A 17031-nucleotide genomic window follows, 5' to 3' on the forward strand; every position below is an offset into this window, starting at 1 on the left:
TATTGCTGCTGGCACCCTCCTAGCAACTATGGAGCCGCCGCAATGAATTCTGCCAAGTGGGCCGTTTATCTATTTGCCCTCATCCTTTCTGCCCCCATCCCAGTGCTCTGCTTTGAGCGGGATAGCAACGGCAATTGGGCACCTAACGATAATCCTCCACTGGCTCTCATCTTCGGCCTCAGTACCTTCGCAGCCTGCGCTTTAGGGGTCCAAATCCCACGAGATGCGATCGCCTCCATCCTGCATCTGCCTCAATCTCCACCCGACGAAAACCCCTAAACCAATGCTTGCACCGTGGACTCCCACTCACATCTCCCTCGGTTCATTAACCGATTCTTTCGCTGGCTCCGTGCGTCGGTGGGCGCAAAGCCTGAAGCGTTGCCCCCCGGCACCAAGATTGCTACCAACAACGGCATTGTCCTCTGGCGACTCGAATCCGATGAGCCTGGAGTCGTTGCGGCATGGTGGATCGTCAATCAGTACGCCAACCGTGATCTGGCGATCGCACTCATCAACCTCGCTCGATTGCGAGAAGACCTGGCAACTGGAACCGGGAACCTCAATCGGGGAACGGCTGATCCGCTACAGCTTACCAGCCGTAAATCCTTCAGAGCTGAGCTGAATCATTACCTGGCAGAGGATGAGGACCTAAATCTGCGAGCGATTTCTCACATCTTCGTCGTAGCATTTCAGGGCCGCACGCCCAATGCAAACCGCCATTACAAGGTAGAACCGTTGTGCGCCATCCCCTGTGACCTGCAAGGAATTGGCGGGGCCTGGGCCATTGGCGATCGCCGAGCTATGGCCATCACCGAAGCTATGGCACGCCAACTGCTCAGGCTATCGGTTCCAGCCGGGGAGCCATGGGAAAACTACATCTCTCGAATTGATTGGCTGGGATGGCTACAGGATTACACGCGCCATCAGTTTGGCAATGCTCATGTGCTCCAACCCAGAAAGGTACCGGCACCCTAAAGGCAAGTGCAACTGATTCCAACATCAAACCCCCGGCGATCGCATGGATTGCCGGGGGTTTTTCTGTGGAGGGCTATGGAATTCCAGAATGGGAAGGGGCTACTCAAAGGACTCTAAACGTTCCAGTTCTGCCATCTCCTCAGCAGTCAACTTGCGATATTCACCCTTGAGAATCTGCAGCCACATCTCCTCAAACGAAACTCCCCTCTTCACCGCAAGGTACTGCACCCGCTTCTTAATGCGTTCCTCTCGCTCCTGAAGCTTTGCACAAAGCAAGGAAGTAGCCTGCTGTGCGACCGTTCGGGCATTGATGACTGAATCAACCTGCAATAAATCTTCGTACCACTCCCCCAAATTCGCAATCCGGGGGCGATCGTCTCGCGCCACAGCAGAACCCTCTGTCTTACTTCCCATTTCTTATACCGCTTGGAGAACTATTAGCCCAAGATAGTACCTTATTCATCCCTTACACATCCCCAATCTATACCATTTTTCTCAAAAAGTGCTATGCTCTCCTCAGAAAGTGACACGGAGATGACACGAACATGACAGTCCCCCGAAAGTATCAGCCCATAAAGCCTGCAACGATTTCTGAGTATCTGGCTCGCCGCAACGATGGCGAAGGAAATGACAGCATGACCCCCGAAAATGACAAGCTAGTGACAAAGATTCCGGTCGATGACAGCGCAAATGTCACCTTCCGTCAGATTGGTGAATGGCTTGATGAGAAACCCAATACCGTAGGTGCTCGCTACTTCCCAAAAGTGGTGATGGCCCATGAAGGACTGAAAGGCTATCCAGCTCTACAGTCTGCCCCTGGAAAGCCGACTGGGTACGCTGCGAAGTGCATTGCCGAGTATTTAGAGCTAAACAAGGACTTTGAAGGCTTTGTCACGCTGCTGAAATCCCGCTACAGCGAGGGCTCAAAGCCTGTCGATGACAATGTGATTCACCCTGAATTAGTGGACGATGACACGCAGGATGACACGCCCCCAGCAAGTGGGATGAGCGATCGCCGTGACATCGCCGGGAAACTGGCTTTACGCAAGGAACAGAGCGAGGATGACACGGATGGTGTCATGAGTGAATTGGCTCTGACGATTCAGCAATTTAAGGAGCAAGACAAGGATTTTTTCGGAAGCGAAGAAGAGAGGCTTTACGAAGAGGCGTACCAGCGGAAACTGGCCGAACTGGGAAAAGGATTGAAGCGCCGGATGATCGAGCGCAAAGCGGAACTGGACGCCGAACGGGATTTCAAGGAACTGATGGAGGAATCGTAATCCTCGCATTGGTGCTGGCCTTCCTGGCCACGCTCATTTCATTGGTGGGGTTGTTCATTCTGATGCGATCGCCCCATCTGCCCATCAATCCCCCACAGTCAGGGGAACTTGGATAACCGGAGCATTGCCGACCGCTCCACTACTGCAAACCTTCACTAGGACATTTTTATGACTACCCAAGACTATGCCTATCTCGCTGATTTCTCGTGGCGCTGCTTTCGTACCTGGGATGGTTTCTACCGCAGAGCCCATGACCCTCAGGAAGCCATCAAGTTTCGCAACCAATCTCGCTATTTCCGTCGTTGCGCGAAGCGATGGGAGCAACGACTACAGAATGCCCAACGTTCAAAAGATGAAGCGATCGCCTAGTTTTGCCGACCGGCGATCGCTTCTGCTGAGCCCTTCACCAGGACTCGGTAAACCAGAGCAGCCCTACCACAGTTCGCTCTGGCTACCCGCTCCCAAACCACTACAGATTAAGGAGTTACGACAATCATGCCTAAAGTTTCAAAAGATCTCCACACCCCAATAGGTAAGCCTGCTATTTCAGGCAACCTGCTGGAGGTCATCCCTCAGCCACAAATCGTGACTCTGGGAGACTTGCAGGAAGCATGGAGCAACCTGCCCTCTGCACCCCAACGACCAGCAGCGGAGGTGCAGTAATGACCCCGGCAACTGAAACACTCACCGACAACTCTCACCTGCTGCCCATTGCCAACTTCACTGACTCACCCCAGTCGATGGCACTCGCTGAGAAGTTTGGGGACCGCGACCTGAGCAAGCTCACACATACTGACCAGTCAGCACTGGTTCTCATTCTGGCCAAGCTGATCTACCGGAATCACATTCAAAAGCCCATCGACATCTGGGAAGCGGCTGAGCAAGCTATCGCTGAGGATGAGGACCAGACTTCAGATGACATGGGAACGGCACTGGGGCTGCTGGAAGGTATTGACCCAGATGATGCAATTGGGCTGATTCAGTTCTTGGTGCAGTGATATGAGCAAATTTCACAATCCCATCACGTCGCCAGGTGCGACGGTCCTGTGTGGCATCACGCTCGTTGCAGCCGGAACTTTGGGCTCATTGCCTCGGCTTGAAACCTCACTGGCTGAGAGCAATCACAACCGCATTGCACAGCAGCGAGCCCAGGTCTGTCGGGTGCTACCAGCGACCGAAAAGATTGAGCTGGGAGCTTACTATTTCCAGCCCACCACACCCACCCCCGATGGGGGCATGACTGGCAGCCTTTTGAACGAGGGCGAGTATGTCTGCGATCGCTACGGGACGACCGCACGAATTGAACGGGGCGGCTATGCCCAGTTCCTTGCCATCTCCAACGATGTAAGCGCCATTAACAAGACGTTGCAGCAGCGCTTAGAAGATGTTTCGAACCCCGATAGTTCGGAGCAAACGCAGGTGAAGCGAGCGGTGAACATGGGTGTTCACCGCGAGCGGCCCAGACCCCGGAAAAACGGTGCATCTGAACCCAACTTCTTCAACCTCGATAACTAGGAGGAATACACCATGGCAGTTCGCAGAAATAAACCCAACCCAAAACCCGCCGATAGTGCTCCAACCGTCTCAGCCGACCCCTATGCACCCAAGGCCAAAAACAAGGAATCGACCATCCTGAAGGTTGCTGAGTTCATGCGTCAGGCATTCTCGCACAAAGGTATGTTCTGGCTCGGAGTGGTGGTTGCTGGAATCTGCTTTGCAGGCAACTTGTGGTTCTACATCACTCTGTTCCGTGACCTGGTGCCAGATTTCGCACTCTGGCAGTACGTTGGCCTGGGAGCGCTGGCCTCCGTCTCCACTACCTTGTTCGAGCTGATGCCCGTTGTGATGCGCCGGGGCCGGAAGATGACCCTCCAGAACATCTTCCGAGCGGGAGCCAAACCCAAAGACCTTCCTGAGCTGAACCACAAAGTGGTGGGTGATGCCGATGAGCTGATTGAGGACTACCGCAACAGCGATCGCAAGACCCGCGAGTTTTTCGAGGCAGGCCGATGGGTGGCTATCTTCATCGAAACCGTTCTGGGTGTAATTTTCCTGGGGTCGCTGGGGACGGGGTTTGCAGCTCTCATCAAGCTGGGTCTATTCGTGGCCAGCATCTTCGGCTGTGAGTGGGGTGTCACGCTGGCCCTACGAGCTGCGGAGTGGGAACTGCCTCCCCAAATCCGGCAGCAGCTCGATGAGTTGATTGCTAATGCTGGCAAGGCACTGAAGCTGAACCAGATCTAGCCCTGAATAGCCAAAGGAAAGGCGTGAGTTGCCCCTCACGCCTTTTTACCTGCCCACACAGAGGTCAATCATCATGAGCATTAGACGCAATCGTAACGCCACCTCAACGACTGTTCTAGAGACTCCACCTGCACCACAACCCACCACGCCTATCTCTCACCCCCGCATTGACGTTCGTACCCCATCGGAGATGAATGGGTATCTGGACCCTGACCAAACCCTTGTGAACTTTGCTGTTCGCGAGTTGGGAATGAGCTTCTCAAAGCTCATTGCTGAGGACCCCAGCAGGCTTCTGCGTAACTGGCTGAAGTGCTATAAGACCGCTCGGAGCAGTGCTATTGGAACGCTGGGACTTGGGACCGCTGCGCTCATTGTGGGAGTGGGAGTGGGAGCCTGGCCCCTGTCACTCGCTGGCTTCCTCACAATGGGTGGCTGTGGCCTGCTGGTCAAACACCACAACAACGGAGTAAAGGCCTGCGAACTGGAAGCCGAAATCATTGATGAGATTCGCCCAGTGCTGGAACTGTTCCACGCCTTAGAGGTAAGAGGTGCAAACCCCAGCGACCTGGTGAGTCTGTACGATCGCCTCATTCGCCAGTACGCCGCCCAAAATCCTGCATTTGGCCTCATTGGTGACCCGAAGCATCTGAAGGAATTCTTTGAGACGGAGCTAGCCAAACATCACACTCTCTCAGGCATCATCAGCGCTCCAACTGGCCTGGTAACAGCTTCCACAATCCCCGTGCAGCAACCAGCGATAGCACCCTCACCAGCGCCGGCTGCTCCACTGCCAGAGCCTCAGCCTATCCCAGTAGTTCAGCCAGAGCCAGAACCGGCGATCGCCACCGATAGCAGCTCCGGAGCCTCGGAGCCTGAGCCCAGTTTGGAGCCAGAGTTGGAGACGGTTGCCGTGCCTGACGTACCACCCCCAACCGACTTGGCCGAGCTGTTGGCTGAGCAATTGAAATCCCTGGTAATTGCCGCATTCCCCCGCACTGGCAAAGGCATCACTGTAGCCCATGCAGGGCGCAGGGTGAAGGAGCGCATCCCTGGGCTGGAGATCTGGCTTCTGGACCCGAAGAACGAGCCGGGAGAATCCGGATACTGGAGCTTCGTTGACATGGATAAACGGCTCCATTTCGACCTGCGGGACTTCTCGCTGGACATCTCAAAAGTTGAGACGCTGGCAAATGATTTCCTGGCCCGATTCAACGATTCAACTGCATCAGCCAAGCTCCTCATCGTGGATGAGTTTGTGGCATTGAATGCTCGGCTCTCTAATGCCTTCATGAAGCGACTGAAGGATTTTTTGGTTGCCATTTCTTCATCCGGAGAATCCAGTTCTGGGGAAGCTAACAAGGAGCCCCAGGGCAAATTTGCATGGATTATGACTCAATCTCCTTACGTCACAGATTTGGGTTTTCGTACCAAAGGACTGGGAGCAGCTTTCAACCGAATTCTGATATTCAATGAGGCCAATTTGGGCTATGTGACACTGGCCCAAGAAGCTGACTTCTGCCCAAAAACTGATAAGGGTCAGAAGCAACAATTGCTCACTCAAACAAGCCGCGCTTTCTACTACTCATTGGGCGATCGCTGGGAGGCATTGTGCAACTATGAAGGCTTCGCCACAGACCATAGAACCTCACCCAATTCACACCCATTCAACGTTCAGCTAGTAGCCAATCAGCAGGCGACCGAAGTGGAAGCAGAGGCGATCGCAGATGAGGTAGCAACAGCCGTTTTTGAGGTGGAGGAAATTGCTGGTAAGTTGCTCACCTGGCTTAAGGGAACAGGTCAAAAGTTTTTCGTAGGTGGCTTCATCTTAGGCAATGACATCCTGAAGAATTTCACCTACCGAAGTGACAGCAAGACTTCGAGGCTAAACAAGCAAGAACTAACCCGATTAATGTGGCATTTGGTTCACATAAATGAAGCGGAAGTTATCAAAAGCAAAGGAGTGAGGCTGATTTCCGGTGAGGATGATTTAGGGCTATTCGATGACGAAATGTGATGCCTGTGGCGAGGGCTGTTTTTGGGGTGTGATGCCGTGTGATGGTGTGATGTGATGCCTGTGACACCCATTCTTCCGTTGATTCGTGTGATATTTGTGATGCGTGTGATGCCCCTTGTGATGCTATGTGATGCCACCCATCACATAGCATCACACCCACAAAAACTATTCACTAGTTAGCCAGTTGAGGTTCTGAAACATGAAAAAGGCAGCTCGAAAATGCCAGCGTTAGAATTGCAGCAAATGCACCCTAAAAACCCCTCCAGCTCACAGCATGGAGGGGTTTTCTTTTTGCGGACTCCTCAGTTCAGGAGTGGTTCGTTAGTGAGGGCTATTAGATGCGATCGCTTCCCTAATAGGTTACATAGATGTTTTTCTTAGACACAGCAAGTTAGCTCTAATCATATCTCTAGGCTTTAGTTAGAAAAGGAGCTTCATAAATCCTGTCAATCTCAAAATCCACATTGGTCATTCCTTTCTCCCAAATAAGCTTATGAATTTTAATGTCTGCATGAGCAAGCCAATTTTCATCTACTAACAAAATCGGAACATCTACTAACAAAATTCGGTAGCCGTCCTTTTGAGCAGAGTACCGCTTACCTAACTCAAGTTCAGCTGGGTAGCCTTGAGATGGCTTGAGTTTGAGAATACTGTTAACTTCGCAAGGCATCCCCATAAATTACTCTCCAGTTCGTTGATTGTAAGAATAACCTCAATCACCGGTTGCGAACACAGAAAGAAACCGTAACCTCATGGGGAAAGACTCCGGAGATCTGAAGTGCCTAACGAGGGCGATCGCGCCTCACTACAGCCTCAATTCTTCTGGGATTCCTGCAATCGGCTTAGCTCATCACAGGCCGACTGGATTTTCTCGTTGAAGCACTGCTGGTATAGTTGTGCGCCCTTCTCCGCTTCATCAGCAAAATCACGCGCTGTGCCTCTCCCATCTTGTTCCACAGCCGCCGCATATTGTAGGACTGATATAACAACACCAACAATCGCAATCCAGATTAGTGTTCGCTTCATTAACCGTCCTTAGTTAGTTTTGATTTCTACCGAAGATAGGGGCAGCAGTCAGGATTGAGATCATTAGGCCGATCGCTTCCACTAGCCCCCTATACGAAGCGAAGGTCAACCAGGCGTGATCTGTTGATGAAGCTTAGGGGTAGGAGATTTTTCTAGGGAAGAGGTGAGTAGCTCTGTTCATCCTCTTTGCACTATGTGGCATATCGACGTGCTCACGACGGCTTTGGATCTGATGCTCGACTATTGCTTGCTAACGAACCCTCTCAGGCTTTGGGCATTTCTGACGAAACTCGATCGCCACTTTGAATCAGTTGATGAATCCATTAAGGAGATCAAAGAGTTAATCTCGATTTTTGAGGCTCTGTAAGTGCTTTGAAGTGGGGATAGTGAGAGCGATCGTCCCCAACAAAAAGCCCAGGCATGGGTCGGAGAAAGACTACGGAGTTCTGGAGTGGGCTAGCGAGGGTGATCGCGCAACAGTTCATAGTCGTTGAACGTTGGCGTCCCTGCAACAATGACTCGATAAGTGGTCATGGGCGCTCGCCCTCGGTCAGTCAGGTTAATTTGAAGAGTTAAACTTCTGTATTTGCTGAATTAGTGCATCGTGCCGTTGGTGAAGCTCCTCAAGACATGCTCGCTGCCCGTCACACTGTTCCTGAAAGGTATCAATGAGAGGCTTCGTCGGCTTAGCTTTTTCACTCGAACCTAAACTACCAACAGAGATTTGCTTCGTAGCTCTAAGCCGTCTAAGGTTTTGGAGCATTTGTTCATAAACGAGTTCATGTAACTTGATTAATTGATCTAGAAGGGCTAGGGATGTTCGAATTATGCTCTCACCCTGTTTTCTAAACACTTCGTGTGACTCACAAGCCTTGCTTTATACTAGAACACCCCTGAACGGATAGCATTCGTCGAAAGGCATGAAGAGCGATCGCCTCCTCACCCTGAGGGTAGTCTAACAGAAAGCCCCTCTGCTGCTGAGCTGGGGGCTTTCTGTTGAGAGGGACTATGGAGTTCCAGAGTGGCTAGTGAGAGCGATCGCTCCTTCCCTGTCTTTCAAGGTCAATCCTCTGCTGAACCTTCTTGACTAATGTTGAGACAGCAAGGGTTTTACTACCGTGCCCATGGACTTCCTTGCAAGCCTGGTAATAGCTCAGTAGTGCCGATTCAAGTAACGTAAGTTCATCAAGATCCAGGTGCAGGTTATCCACGTGTTTACAGCGGAAAGACTTATCAATAATCATCTAACTCCAGTTTTGCATCGAAGTATCTCTGTCCGAGGGGGTGGTCTAAATAGTGTGGGTGTGGGCGATCGCAACCATAGTAAAAAGCCCCCAGCCTGCAGCATGGGGGCTTACGTTGGAGAAAGAGATCTGGAGATGCTATGCCTTAAATGAATGTCTAATGTTTTCAATAATGGTTCTTATTTCATCAGGGCTGAGAGGATTAACCGCTATAGGTTGTTCCTGTTGCTCGCTTCGGTTGAGCTGAATCTCTCGAACCCTTTGCATTAGTTCATTTAGCTCTTCACTTGTAAGCGTTTGTATAAGAGTTACAAGGCCAGATACTTTATCCCATTCCTGCTCTTCTACTTCCGATTCAATAGCCTCAAGTTGAGGCTGCAAGTCGTCATGAGTCATGATGCTAATTTCTCTGTAGTTGATGTGCCCCAACGTGGATTGGGGCGATCGCCATCAGATGCAGGACGAGTTAGGGTGCCGTCCTTGCTTAAATGAACAGATTAATCATGAGGGCGATCGCTTTATTTAATTGCTGAAATTAAATTAGCAGAAAGCCCCCAGCCTTCAGTATAGAGGCTTTGTCGAGAAAGACTATGGAACTTCAGAGTGGGGTTAGTGGGGGATCGCCCTCTTCACTCATCTGCATCAAATACAAAAAAATCCCGCCCGTCGCTGCACGTCGGGCGGGGTCACGGATTATAGTCAAACCTTCTACAAGTAGGCTCAACTTCAGGATGCGCTACTTTGCTTCATCAACTCTTTAAGAGGGCGATCGCCTCCTACCCTTTCCCAAGTACATAACCTGCTCCAAACCCACCCACAGCAGCAACAAGAATGATGAGTATCTTCTCGGGCAGCTCCCGATCTCCGCTCATCCCCGCATAGATGAGTAGAGCAGTAATGAGCAGCAACCCCACACCTATGCTTAACCGCTTAGTTGCCTCAGTCATGGCGATCGCCAGCTCCAATTAAAATAAATGGCCCAAAATTGCAATTCGTTTGAGTGAATTGAAATTTTGGGCCTGTTTTTGAAATTCAACCTTGCTCTTGTGAATCGTCTATTCCCTGTTTGGCAGAAAGCCACATACGACAGACACGCTTATAGTGCTGGGGATCCTCCTCATCAAGTTCTTCCCCGATCTCGCCGTCTATAGATGGAACTGTTGTGTCTGGGTTGAAAGAAGTTGCAACCAAGAGGTTTTCCCTGTCTTCTGACCAATGGAAAACAAAATTGCCCCGTGGACTTATCACTACAAGGTCATCCCCTGCATCCAATTTAATTTCCATGCCACTTGTAACCTCATCGTTTTTGACTTGACTTTGAGGGGAGCTATGCAGCGCAACACTCCCCTCAATCTCTTCCCATACTTCCCTCAAAACCCCCGCAATAGCCCGTCGATACTCCGGCTTAAACTTCTCACTGATGCCATGAGCAACGGGCAGCTCCACCGTATTCTTGTGGCCACAGTGGGGACAGTAGGAGTGCTCCAGGTTCAATAGGTCTGCTTGGGTCCACCAGGCGTGGCACTTGTCGCAGGCGCAGTGAAATAGAAATTCGACTGATGGTTTCATGGGCGATCGCCCTCCACTGCCGCCAAGGGCTTTTGCTGAGCCGTGATAAAGAAGTAAGCCAGGATGTTTTCATACCCCGCTCGAATACTGAGCGCATAGCCCAGCCACAGGAAGGATTCAGCATCATTCTTGAAAAACGTTCGCCATATTCCGAGCAATGCCAGGTCAGCGGAGCTCAGTTTGCCGGATGGGTCAGCGTATTCATCTAGCACTTTATAGATAGGGTTAGCGTTGCGGTCAGCTACCGCTTCTAGCACTCGACTGGTGAACAACGCAGCAAAGTCTTTGTACTGATCCGAGAGTTCTTCAGCCATGGCGATTGCCTTCCTGGACGTCTCTATTTGCCTGCTCTGCGGCTAACAGCATCCAATCACTGAAGATGCGCTCACCTTCCAAAAATTCTGTCTCAAGTCGCGATTGCAGTCGTTTTACAGGTAAACGGGCAAACCGGGGCTCGCGCAGCAGAAATGCCTCCGGCTCAAACCCTGGAGCACAAGGCTTAGGATTAATGCCTTTAGTCGCTTCTGCAAACTCTGCTAACGGCAACTCTACCAACTCGTTAAATCGATTCAGACACTCCTCTGCAAAGTCATTCATTCTTTCACCCTTAACCTTGGCGATCACCCCTCCACTCATGTGCCCACATAAACCTCACACCAGCCGCCAAGGCAGCGCCGAAATCTTGGGAGCGATCGCCTACCATCAATACATCCATTAAGCCGTCACTTGATAAGCGGTAAAACTGCGAGATGAGGTACATTAGCATCCCTGGTTTTGGCTTGCGGAATGTGCCGTAATAATTCCGATATTCCTTGCCAAGATCTATAGGACTGAAAACACTGAAACGCCACACCTCATAACACTCAAACCCCTCAATGTCTGGGCAGAGACACCCCCTCTGGATGTGTGGTGCCGTTAGATGCAGGCAATAGCGCATTTCATAAATCGCTTGCTCCAGCGTTTTATGCTTTGCGGCAACGTCTCCTTGATTGGAGGCGATCGCCATCTTCCATCCATCAGCAGCGTAGCGGTCGAGCGCCCTTTTCACTCCAGGCAGTAGAACCTGGTCGGTGGGGGACTGAACGAATTTCGCACCGGATTCTGGACGGACTAGAGTGCCGTCCTTATCCAGAATGAGGAGTTTGATCATGGGCGATCGCCCCCATCATTTTCTTCAATGGCTGCTTGTATTGCAGCCAACTGTACCCATCCACTGAAAGTCTTCAGTCCTTTACTGGAATCCCGCGCCAACAAGGCCCCTAGCTCATTGATAGTCATTTCAGCAAATTGCGGTTCATTTCTTAGAAATGTTGCCGGGTCTTGCCCTGGGTTACAGGGGCTAGGGGTGATGTCATTCGTCACCTGGGCAAACTCTTTCAGCTTTAATGCCATTAGTTCGGCAATGCGGTCTGGCATAGTCATGGGCGATCGCCTCCTTCCATTGCTGAAAATGGTCTTTGCTGAGCCGCGATAAAGAAGTAAGCCAGGATCTTCTCATACCCCTGTTTGACACTAAGCACATAACCCAGCCACAGGAAAGATTCAACATCGCTTTTGAAGAACGTTCGCCATATTCCAAGCAGGGCTAGATCGGCGTGGCTTAGCTTACCGGACGAGTCAGCATATTGGTCTAACACTTCATAGATAGGGTTAGGGTTGCGGTCAGCTACCGCTTCTAGTACTTGGCCAGCGAACAACGCAGCAAAGTTTTTGTATTGCTCTGAAACCCCTTCAGTCATTGGCGATCGCCCCTCCACTCATGCGCCCACAGAAATTCCACACCAGCCGCCAGGGCAGCAGATTCATCTTCCGGGCGATCGCCCACATACAAAACCTCGATAGGGCCATCTGGAGGTAGGGGGAGGAACTGCAAGATGAGGTATTGCAGCATCCCCGGCATAGGCTTACGAAAGGTGCCCTCAAGCGCTTGGTATTTCTCCCCTCGCTCTTTGGGGGTGAACACGGCATGCTTCCGAACTTCGTAGCATTCGACCCCCTCGAAGTCGGGGCAAAGGCATCCCACCTCAATCATGGGAGATCCCAAATAAAGGCAGTAGCGCACCTCCTCAATGGCAGATTCCAGGCTCTTATAACCCTCCGCAACTCCGCCCTGGTTCGAGGCGATCGCCATCTTCCAGCCGTCGTCACGCCACTTCTGAAGGACGCTATAGACCCCCGGGAACAACTCTTGATCGTCGGGAGCTTGGATGAACTCTTGACCAGAGCAGCTTTTAACTAAAGTGCCGTCCTTGTCCAAAATGAGGAGCTTCATGGGCGATCGCTCTCCCGAGGATAAGCATCCTCCTCAAGCTGGATTAGCTCCGATAGCAAGCATGGACCAAACCGATCTTGGCTTAGCTCCGATATTGCTGCCCTAATTTGCTCAATAGCTTCGCCCCCGATTTCTGGCAAGGTGTCCTGGGACTTCAATCTGGCAACGGTGACAGGATGCTTTCCGATCTTGTCTGCAAGCGCCTTGTTAGTAATTTTGCGCTTTGCCATGGTCTGCCGTAGAAGCCAATTAACCTTGCTCACTTCGGGGGAACTCAATACTGCACTCATAAGTATCTCCCGATAGCGTAGCTTTGTTATGAATATAACGTTTAACGCTAAATATACAACTTCTAATGCCATCAAGATAACTGATGAGGCTAAGACAGTCGCATAATCTATTCTGATAGCACCGGGGGTTACACTAATAGCGTTGAACGCTATATTAGAAATGTGAAACGCAAAGGGGCGATCGCCACGGTCTGGAAAACTCAGCGATCGCCCCTCCGAAAAAACCACCCAAAGGTGATAACTCAGATGTTACAACAGCTTCTCGAAAAACCAATTGCGGAAACCACCACTTTCGCCCCCACCTGTGGGCAGTGTGCACACTTCCGCGCTGCTCGTGAGCGCGTGACTGAGTGGGGAACCCAAACCCGCCCCGCTCACTGCATCCTGCTAGCTCAGGCCGGGTTCGACAATGTTCGCCGCGATTCCACTAGCCCTGTAGCCGGGTGCCGTCAGTTCCTCCAAGACGTGCCCTTCTAACCGTCCCGTTGCGGGGGCTTCGGCCCCCTTCCCTCCACACCTCAATAACTACAGGACTTAGAACCATGCGAACCATTGACGAGATTCTGGATGCCGAGTTTGAAACCGTGACCCCTGAAGAGTGGGAGCTGCTGCGATCGCAGTCCACCGACGAAGCCGATGAGCCTTCTGATCTGGAACAACGGCTGGCAGCTTCGGTGAGTGACTGGGACAAGTTCGCCAAGGCCATCTCTGACATCCTCAACAACTAATCGAAAGCCATATCCACCCGCCACACGGAGAACAAAATGAATTCCATTCCTGACAGCTGGTTTAACGACATTGCCCCTGACACGAATCACACCTACGTCCGCACCCAGATTGAGCGGTTGAACAGTGGCAAGTACGACCGTGATGATTGCCTATTTCGCATCGCCTCCAACGTCGATCTGCTACTCCCTGGAGAGCAAATCGACAGCACCAACCGCTTCCTAGTAGAGCAATGGGTTGATGCGTACAACGAGCGGTATGGGGAGCCTGACGCTGAGACCTACGCCGAGATTTCCAAGCTCGTGAAGAAATAGCCCACCGGAGCATCGCCCTTCCCCTTCGCTAGGGCGATCGCTCCCACTCTGCAAACCCTATCTGAAACAAAGCTATGTACGTCGATCTGCTAAGCCAATTTGACCGATGGATGTTAAATCAGGCTGATGTCGCCATGGGTGGGCGATTGCCCTCTGAGGATGAGGAGCCTGAGTATGAACCGATGGATGCCGACGAAGAAACAACCGATGAAGAAGCACCCAGCCCTGACGCAAACTAAGCGATCGCCCCTCACTCACTCCACATCACCACAGGTACTCCCATGCAACTGTCTGAATTCCCCGATGTAATTGCTACTTATCAGCGCGAAATTCATTACCTCTCTACCTCAATTGCGCGTGGCCTAAAGAGTGACCTGGCAGAGATGGAAGCCTCCATCAAACACAAAGTGGCATTTGATTCAGACCTAAAAAACGACCGTCAGCGTGATGCCTGCATTGCGGAATTCAAGGCTGGCAATGACTATCGCTCGGTTCAGCGCGAGCTGGAGAAAGTGCAAGATAGGCAGGCCGAACTTGAAATTGAGCTAGAGCGAGTGAGAGGAATGTTTACCGCTGCAAAGCTCGAAGCACGTGAACGTGTTGCTTTAGCTGAATTACAGACTGCTTTCAACTAATTACCTGGGCGATCGCATCGCCCCAGCCCTTGCAAACCTTACCTGGTTAGATCAATGACGAGTAGCACCGTGAATGACACCAAGATCATCACCACCATTCCGGAGAACGTTCCGGCTCCCAAGTTTGAACTGTTCCAGCAGGTCTCTCTCAACAAGCGCCGAGGCACCATCGTCGGCATGACCTACACTTCTGCCCTCGAAGCTCTGGCGATGCGGTTGGATGCCTACGGCTGGACATACGACGTCAGCTTCGTTTATGGCCTTCCCCCTGAGCAGGCGATCGGTGCTGACGAAACTGAGGAAGACGTTGCTGAAGACCGCATTGAAGCCCTAGTAATTACGTGCGCTTAGCGCACGGTTAAGGGGCACTATGTGCCCCTTTCTCCCCACAAACCATAGCCCCAAAGGAGTTCCGAAATGATGGTGACCGAACACAGTTGGGTAATCAATCGTTCGACCCGCATTGAAGCCGTCGCTGGCCAGGTGCTCATCAAGCAGGGAACCTACCCTAACTCCGTCGAAGTAGTGGCGCTCAACTCCCGTGAAGACATCGATGCTGCAATCCGAGCGCTCCGGCTGGCAAAAGAGAACTTACGCTAACGCCCCACAAACCCTTACTGGAGAAACTTTCAATGCTCAGTTGCTACTGTCGAAACATTGAGGACATCTATTCCGCTCTGATGGATTCTGAGTCAGATGATTTGGACACCATGAGCAATGCTCTAACTGCTCTAGTGGCGATCGCTCGTGAGCAACAGGAGGAAATCCGTCGCCTTAAGTCAGCAGAGCACACGAATGGACTGGCCATCTTTGAGCTGAAGCAGCAGGTCAAAGCATTACAAGACCTGATCCACTGAATCCAATCGCCCTCTCTGTGTGGTGTGTAGAACACACCACACTTCCCTCACCCTTACCCAATGTCAAAGCAATGACAGCAGCTCTAGAATCTAGCGACTTGGCAACAATCCTGGCTCAAGCACTGGCTGAGCAAACGCTCCTACTCCAGCAAATCTTGGCTAGACTCGATCGCCCTCAGTTAGGCTTCCACGATGGGGCTGGAGCAATGCGAGTGTATGCCAACCGGAGCAATGGCGGGTTGTGGTACACCGTCGTTGATAACCAAGTGCAGCTCATTCCCCACACTGCCCTCACTGGCTATCTGACCGACATCAGCTTCCCCAAAGTGGAGCGCCGGGGAAAGGAATGCATCAAGCTTCAGATTACGTTGCAGGGCGATCGCCCCTACCTCATCGAAGCAGGTCACGATAGCCACTTCTCTAAGGGCTTTCTGAGCGCCGTAGCGCTGCTTATACCTGCTCAGGTGCAAACGCCCGTTACCATTAGCCCCCAGGCCGGGGAAGACGATTCCGTGCTGTTCTGTCGTCTGTTCAGTGGAGGGCAGTTGGTGAAGGCCAGTTATGACGATGAGACGGATTGGCGGCTGGTGGCGAAGGCGGCGATCGCAGCCGTCCGTAATGGGCAGCCTCATTAAATGGGCACCCTACTTGTAGTCGTATATGTCCCTTACAAGGGCGTAGGTTAATGGGAGTCAGAGCTGTTACTCTGGCTTCCTTTTTTAATGCCTAGTAGGACTATGGAATTCCAGAGTCATGTGAAGCTACACCAAATATTCTTTAAAGTTTCCAAAAAAACATGGGAGCATTCCGGTCGCCGGGAAGCATAGGGTCATCAACTCACACTGAGGTTTGTCATGCCCGTACTTGTTGGAGGGAAGAAGCCGAAGAAGCAGTTTAAAGCCGGGGGATGGATAGCAGTCGGCCTGGGCTTGCCAGCAGCCTTGATACTGGTGGCGATCGGAAACTGGCAAGAGAACAAATCAGAGCCAGCGCCGCAAGTTGCCGTTAGACAATCTTCACCAGCTCCAGCGGCACCTGCGCCAGTTCGGAGCGTGGCACCAGTACAACCTGAAGGCATTGGGGTAAGCCGAACCGCAATTCAGTCTGTGTTTGAAAGGCCAGGTGTCGATTTTCAGTTTGAGCGCACCCCTAACAGCGGAGGACAGCAACGGGTCAGGGGCACCTCCCCAAATGGCCTTGCGACTATCGAACTCATTGGACCGCCCGATGAATTGGTTAGCGCAACAATCATGATCGATGCGTCCAATGCAAACACCGGACTTCAGGAACAAAACGCAATTTACACCCTTGGGTTCATTAAATACGCTGCTCCTGAATGGGTAGGTGGGCAGGATTGGTTCCAGCGCAATCTGGATAGGCTTGCAGAGGGCACATCAAACGAAACTTACACCACCTTCTCTGACAAATCTGTAGAACTGAGCCTACTTCGAGACATCGGCATCATCTCTCTATCAATCACCGCTGACTGATACACCGGCGATCGCCCACTCCATGGAAAAAACCCAGCCATCTACCGGCTGGGGTTTTTCTTATGCAATACCTCTACATTGAAGAGAACAATCTT

The 17031-nt window shown here is 51.7% G+C and carries 33 protein-coding genes; 20 read left to right on the top strand and 13 right to left on the bottom strand.

Features of this window, described 5'->3' with window-relative positions; translation table 11 throughout:
* The first annotated feature begins 42 nt into the window (after positions 1-42).
* On the top strand, positions 43-279 hold the full coding sequence (locus NDI52_RS14400; RefSeq protein ID WP_190773101.1) for a hypothetical protein: 237 nt from the start codon (positions 43-45) through the stop codon (positions 277-279).
* 15 nt (positions 280-294) lie between these two features.
* Complete coding sequence (locus NDI52_RS14405; protein WP_190773102.1) at positions 295-975, top strand: hypothetical protein; 681 nt, start codon at positions 295-297, stop codon at positions 973-975.
* A 99-nt stretch (positions 976-1074) separates the two neighbouring features.
* Here the strand turns inward: NDI52_RS14405 and NDI52_RS14410 are convergent, their stop codons facing one another.
* Positions 1075-1389: a hypothetical protein gene (locus NDI52_RS14410; RefSeq protein ID WP_190773103.1), complete on the bottom strand. Its 315-nt coding sequence runs from the start codon at positions 1387-1389 to the stop codon at positions 1075-1077.
* A gap of 131 nt (positions 1390-1520) precedes the next feature.
* On the opposite strand from NDI52_RS14410, the gene NDI52_RS14415 reads away from it, so the two are divergent.
* From NDI52_RS14415 to NDI52_RS14445, 7 genes are all read left to right on the top strand, one after another.
* Positions 1521-2255, top strand: coding sequence for a hypothetical protein (locus tag NDI52_RS14415; RefSeq protein ID WP_348256450.1), 735 nt, complete (start codon positions 1521-1523; stop codon positions 2253-2255).
* A 168-nt stretch (positions 2256-2423) separates the two neighbouring features.
* Entirely contained in the window at positions 2424-2624 is a 201-nt protein-coding gene (locus tag NDI52_RS14420) for a hypothetical protein (protein ID WP_190773105.1), read from the top strand.
* A 126-nt stretch (positions 2625-2750) separates the two neighbouring features.
* Positions 2751-2918 (top strand): hypothetical protein, encoded by a 168-nt coding sequence (locus NDI52_RS14425; RefSeq protein ID WP_190773106.1) that lies wholly within the window; start codon positions 2751-2753, stop codon positions 2916-2918.
* Positions 2918-3253 (top strand): hypothetical protein, encoded by a 336-nt coding sequence (locus NDI52_RS14430; protein WP_190773107.1) that lies wholly within the window; start codon positions 2918-2920, stop codon positions 3251-3253. Before NDI52_RS14425 ends, NDI52_RS14430 begins: the two co-directional genes overlap by 1 nt.
* 1 nt (position 3254) lies before the next feature.
* Complete coding sequence (locus NDI52_RS14435) at positions 3255-3770, top strand: hypothetical protein (protein WP_190773108.1); 516 nt, start codon at positions 3255-3257, stop codon at positions 3768-3770.
* A 12-nt stretch (positions 3771-3782) separates the two neighbouring features.
* Positions 3783-4499, top strand: a complete 717-nt coding sequence (locus NDI52_RS14440) for a hypothetical protein (protein ID WP_348256451.1) — start codon at positions 3783-3785, stop codon at positions 4497-4499.
* Between the two features lie 73 nt (positions 4500-4572).
* Positions 4573-6513, top strand: a complete 1941-nt coding sequence (locus NDI52_RS14445) for a hypothetical protein (RefSeq protein ID WP_190773110.1) — start codon at positions 4573-4575, stop codon at positions 6511-6513.
* Between the two features lie 409 nt (positions 6514-6922).
* Here NDI52_RS14445 and NDI52_RS14450 read toward each other — a convergent pair whose 3' ends face one another.
* Both NDI52_RS14450 and NDI52_RS14455 read right to left on the bottom strand, forming a co-directional pair.
* Positions 6923-7189, bottom strand: coding sequence for a DUF2584 family protein (locus NDI52_RS14450; RefSeq protein WP_190773111.1), 267 nt, complete (start codon positions 7187-7189; stop codon positions 6923-6925).
* A 137-nt stretch (positions 7190-7326) separates the two neighbouring features.
* Entirely contained in the window at positions 7327-7539 is a 213-nt protein-coding gene (locus NDI52_RS14455) for a hypothetical protein (protein ID WP_190773112.1), read from the bottom strand.
* Between the two features lie 193 nt (positions 7540-7732).
* Between NDI52_RS14455 and NDI52_RS14460 the strand changes: the two genes are divergently transcribed.
* Positions 7733-7906 carry a hypothetical protein gene (locus NDI52_RS14460; RefSeq protein ID WP_190773113.1) on the top strand — a complete coding sequence of 58 codons (174 nt, stop codon included), beginning with the start codon at positions 7733-7735 and terminating at the stop codon, positions 7904-7906.
* A 1015-nt stretch (positions 7907-8921) separates the two neighbouring features.
* Here NDI52_RS14460 and NDI52_RS14465 read toward each other — a convergent pair.
* The 10 genes from NDI52_RS14465 to NDI52_RS14510 form a co-directional block, all read right to left on the bottom strand.
* Positions 8922-9179 (bottom strand): hypothetical protein, encoded by a 258-nt coding sequence (locus NDI52_RS14465; protein ID WP_190773114.1) that lies wholly within the window; start codon positions 9177-9179, stop codon positions 8922-8924.
* 380 nt (positions 9180-9559) lie between these two features.
* Positions 9560-9730, bottom strand: coding sequence for a hypothetical protein (locus tag NDI52_RS14470; RefSeq protein ID WP_190773115.1), 171 nt, complete (start codon positions 9728-9730; stop codon positions 9560-9562).
* Positions 9731-9815: 85 nt separating this feature from the next.
* Entirely contained in the window at positions 9816-10352 is a 537-nt protein-coding gene (locus NDI52_RS14475; RefSeq protein WP_190773116.1) for a hypothetical protein, read from the bottom strand.
* Positions 10349-10666, bottom strand: coding sequence for a hypothetical protein (locus tag NDI52_RS14480; RefSeq protein ID WP_190773117.1), 318 nt, complete (start codon positions 10664-10666; stop codon positions 10349-10351). Before NDI52_RS14480 ends, NDI52_RS14475 begins: the two co-directional genes overlap by 4 nt.
* Positions 10659-10949 (bottom strand): hypothetical protein, encoded by a 291-nt coding sequence (locus NDI52_RS14485; protein WP_190773118.1) that lies wholly within the window; start codon positions 10947-10949, stop codon positions 10659-10661. The genes NDI52_RS14480 and NDI52_RS14485 overlap by 8 nt, the downstream gene beginning before the upstream one ends.
* 10 nt (positions 10950-10959) lie before the next feature.
* Positions 10960-11502 carry an HAD-IIIA family hydrolase gene (locus NDI52_RS14490; protein WP_190773119.1) on the bottom strand — a complete coding sequence of 181 codons (543 nt, stop codon included), beginning with the start codon at positions 11500-11502 and terminating at the stop codon, positions 10960-10962.
* Complete coding sequence (locus NDI52_RS14495; RefSeq protein ID WP_190773120.1) at positions 11499-11774, bottom strand: hypothetical protein; 276 nt, start codon at positions 11772-11774, stop codon at positions 11499-11501. Before NDI52_RS14495 ends, NDI52_RS14490 begins: the two co-directional genes overlap by 4 nt.
* Positions 11771-12091 carry a hypothetical protein gene (locus NDI52_RS14500; RefSeq protein WP_190773121.1) on the bottom strand — a complete coding sequence of 107 codons (321 nt, stop codon included), beginning with the start codon at positions 12089-12091 and terminating at the stop codon, positions 11771-11773. The genes NDI52_RS14495 and NDI52_RS14500 overlap by 4 nt, the downstream gene beginning before the upstream one ends.
* Entirely contained in the window at positions 12088-12624 is a 537-nt protein-coding gene (locus NDI52_RS14505) for an HAD-IIIA family hydrolase (protein WP_190773122.1), read from the bottom strand. The genes NDI52_RS14500 and NDI52_RS14505 overlap by 4 nt, the downstream gene beginning before the upstream one ends.
* Positions 12621-12914: an XRE family transcriptional regulator gene (locus NDI52_RS14510; protein ID WP_190773123.1), complete on the bottom strand. Its 294-nt coding sequence runs from the start codon at positions 12912-12914 to the stop codon at positions 12621-12623. The genes NDI52_RS14505 and NDI52_RS14510 overlap by 4 nt, the downstream gene beginning before the upstream one ends.
* Before the next feature lie 162 nt (positions 12915-13076).
* Here NDI52_RS14510 and NDI52_RS14515 point away from each other — a divergent pair, with 162 nt between their 5' ends.
* The 10 genes from NDI52_RS14515 to NDI52_RS14560 all read left to right on the top strand — a co-directional run bounded on the left by NDI52_RS14515 (position 13077) and on the right by NDI52_RS14560 (position 16936).
* Positions 13077-13391 (top strand): hypothetical protein, encoded by a 315-nt coding sequence (locus NDI52_RS14515; protein WP_190773124.1) that lies wholly within the window; start codon positions 13077-13079, stop codon positions 13389-13391.
* A gap of 65 nt (positions 13392-13456) precedes the next feature.
* Positions 13457-13642 (top strand): hypothetical protein, encoded by a 186-nt coding sequence (locus NDI52_RS14520; RefSeq protein WP_190773125.1) that lies wholly within the window; start codon positions 13457-13459, stop codon positions 13640-13642.
* Positions 13643-13678: 36 nt separating this feature from the next.
* On the top strand, positions 13679-13954 hold the full coding sequence (locus NDI52_RS14525) for a hypothetical protein (RefSeq protein WP_190773126.1): 276 nt from the start codon (positions 13679-13681) through the stop codon (positions 13952-13954).
* A gap of 74 nt (positions 13955-14028) precedes the next feature.
* Positions 14029-14193 carry a hypothetical protein gene (locus NDI52_RS14530; RefSeq protein WP_190773127.1) on the top strand — a complete coding sequence of 55 codons (165 nt, stop codon included), beginning with the start codon at positions 14029-14031 and terminating at the stop codon, positions 14191-14193.
* Positions 14194-14235: 42 nt separating this feature from the next.
* Positions 14236-14589, top strand: a complete 354-nt coding sequence (locus NDI52_RS14535) for a hypothetical protein (RefSeq protein ID WP_190773128.1) — start codon at positions 14236-14238, stop codon at positions 14587-14589.
* Positions 14590-14643: 54 nt separating this feature from the next.
* Positions 14644-14940 (top strand): hypothetical protein, encoded by a 297-nt coding sequence (locus tag NDI52_RS14540; protein WP_190773129.1) that lies wholly within the window; start codon positions 14644-14646, stop codon positions 14938-14940.
* A 66-nt stretch (positions 14941-15006) separates the two neighbouring features.
* Complete coding sequence (locus NDI52_RS14545; protein ID WP_190773130.1) at positions 15007-15189, top strand: hypothetical protein; 183 nt, start codon at positions 15007-15009, stop codon at positions 15187-15189.
* Between the two features lie 32 nt (positions 15190-15221).
* Positions 15222-15446: a hypothetical protein gene (locus NDI52_RS14550; RefSeq protein ID WP_190773131.1), complete on the top strand. Its 225-nt coding sequence runs from the start codon at positions 15222-15224 to the stop codon at positions 15444-15446.
* Positions 15447-15517: 71 nt separating this feature from the next.
* The gene (locus NDI52_RS14555; RefSeq protein WP_199330837.1) at positions 15518-16081 is read left to right on the top strand and encodes a hypothetical protein; all 564 of its coding nucleotides are present in this window, start codon (positions 15518-15520) and stop codon (positions 16079-16081) included.
* A 219-nt stretch (positions 16082-16300) separates the two neighbouring features.
* Positions 16301-16936: a hypothetical protein gene (locus NDI52_RS14560; RefSeq protein WP_190773132.1), complete on the top strand. Its 636-nt coding sequence runs from the start codon at positions 16301-16303 to the stop codon at positions 16934-16936.
* The last annotated feature ends 95 nt before the right edge of the window (positions 16937-17031 follow it).

The sequence above is a fragment of the Leptolyngbya sp. PL-A3 genome (assembly GCF_039962325.1).
Taxonomy (GTDB): domain Bacteria; phylum Cyanobacteriota; class Cyanobacteriia; order Elainellales; family Elainellaceae; genus Vacuolonema.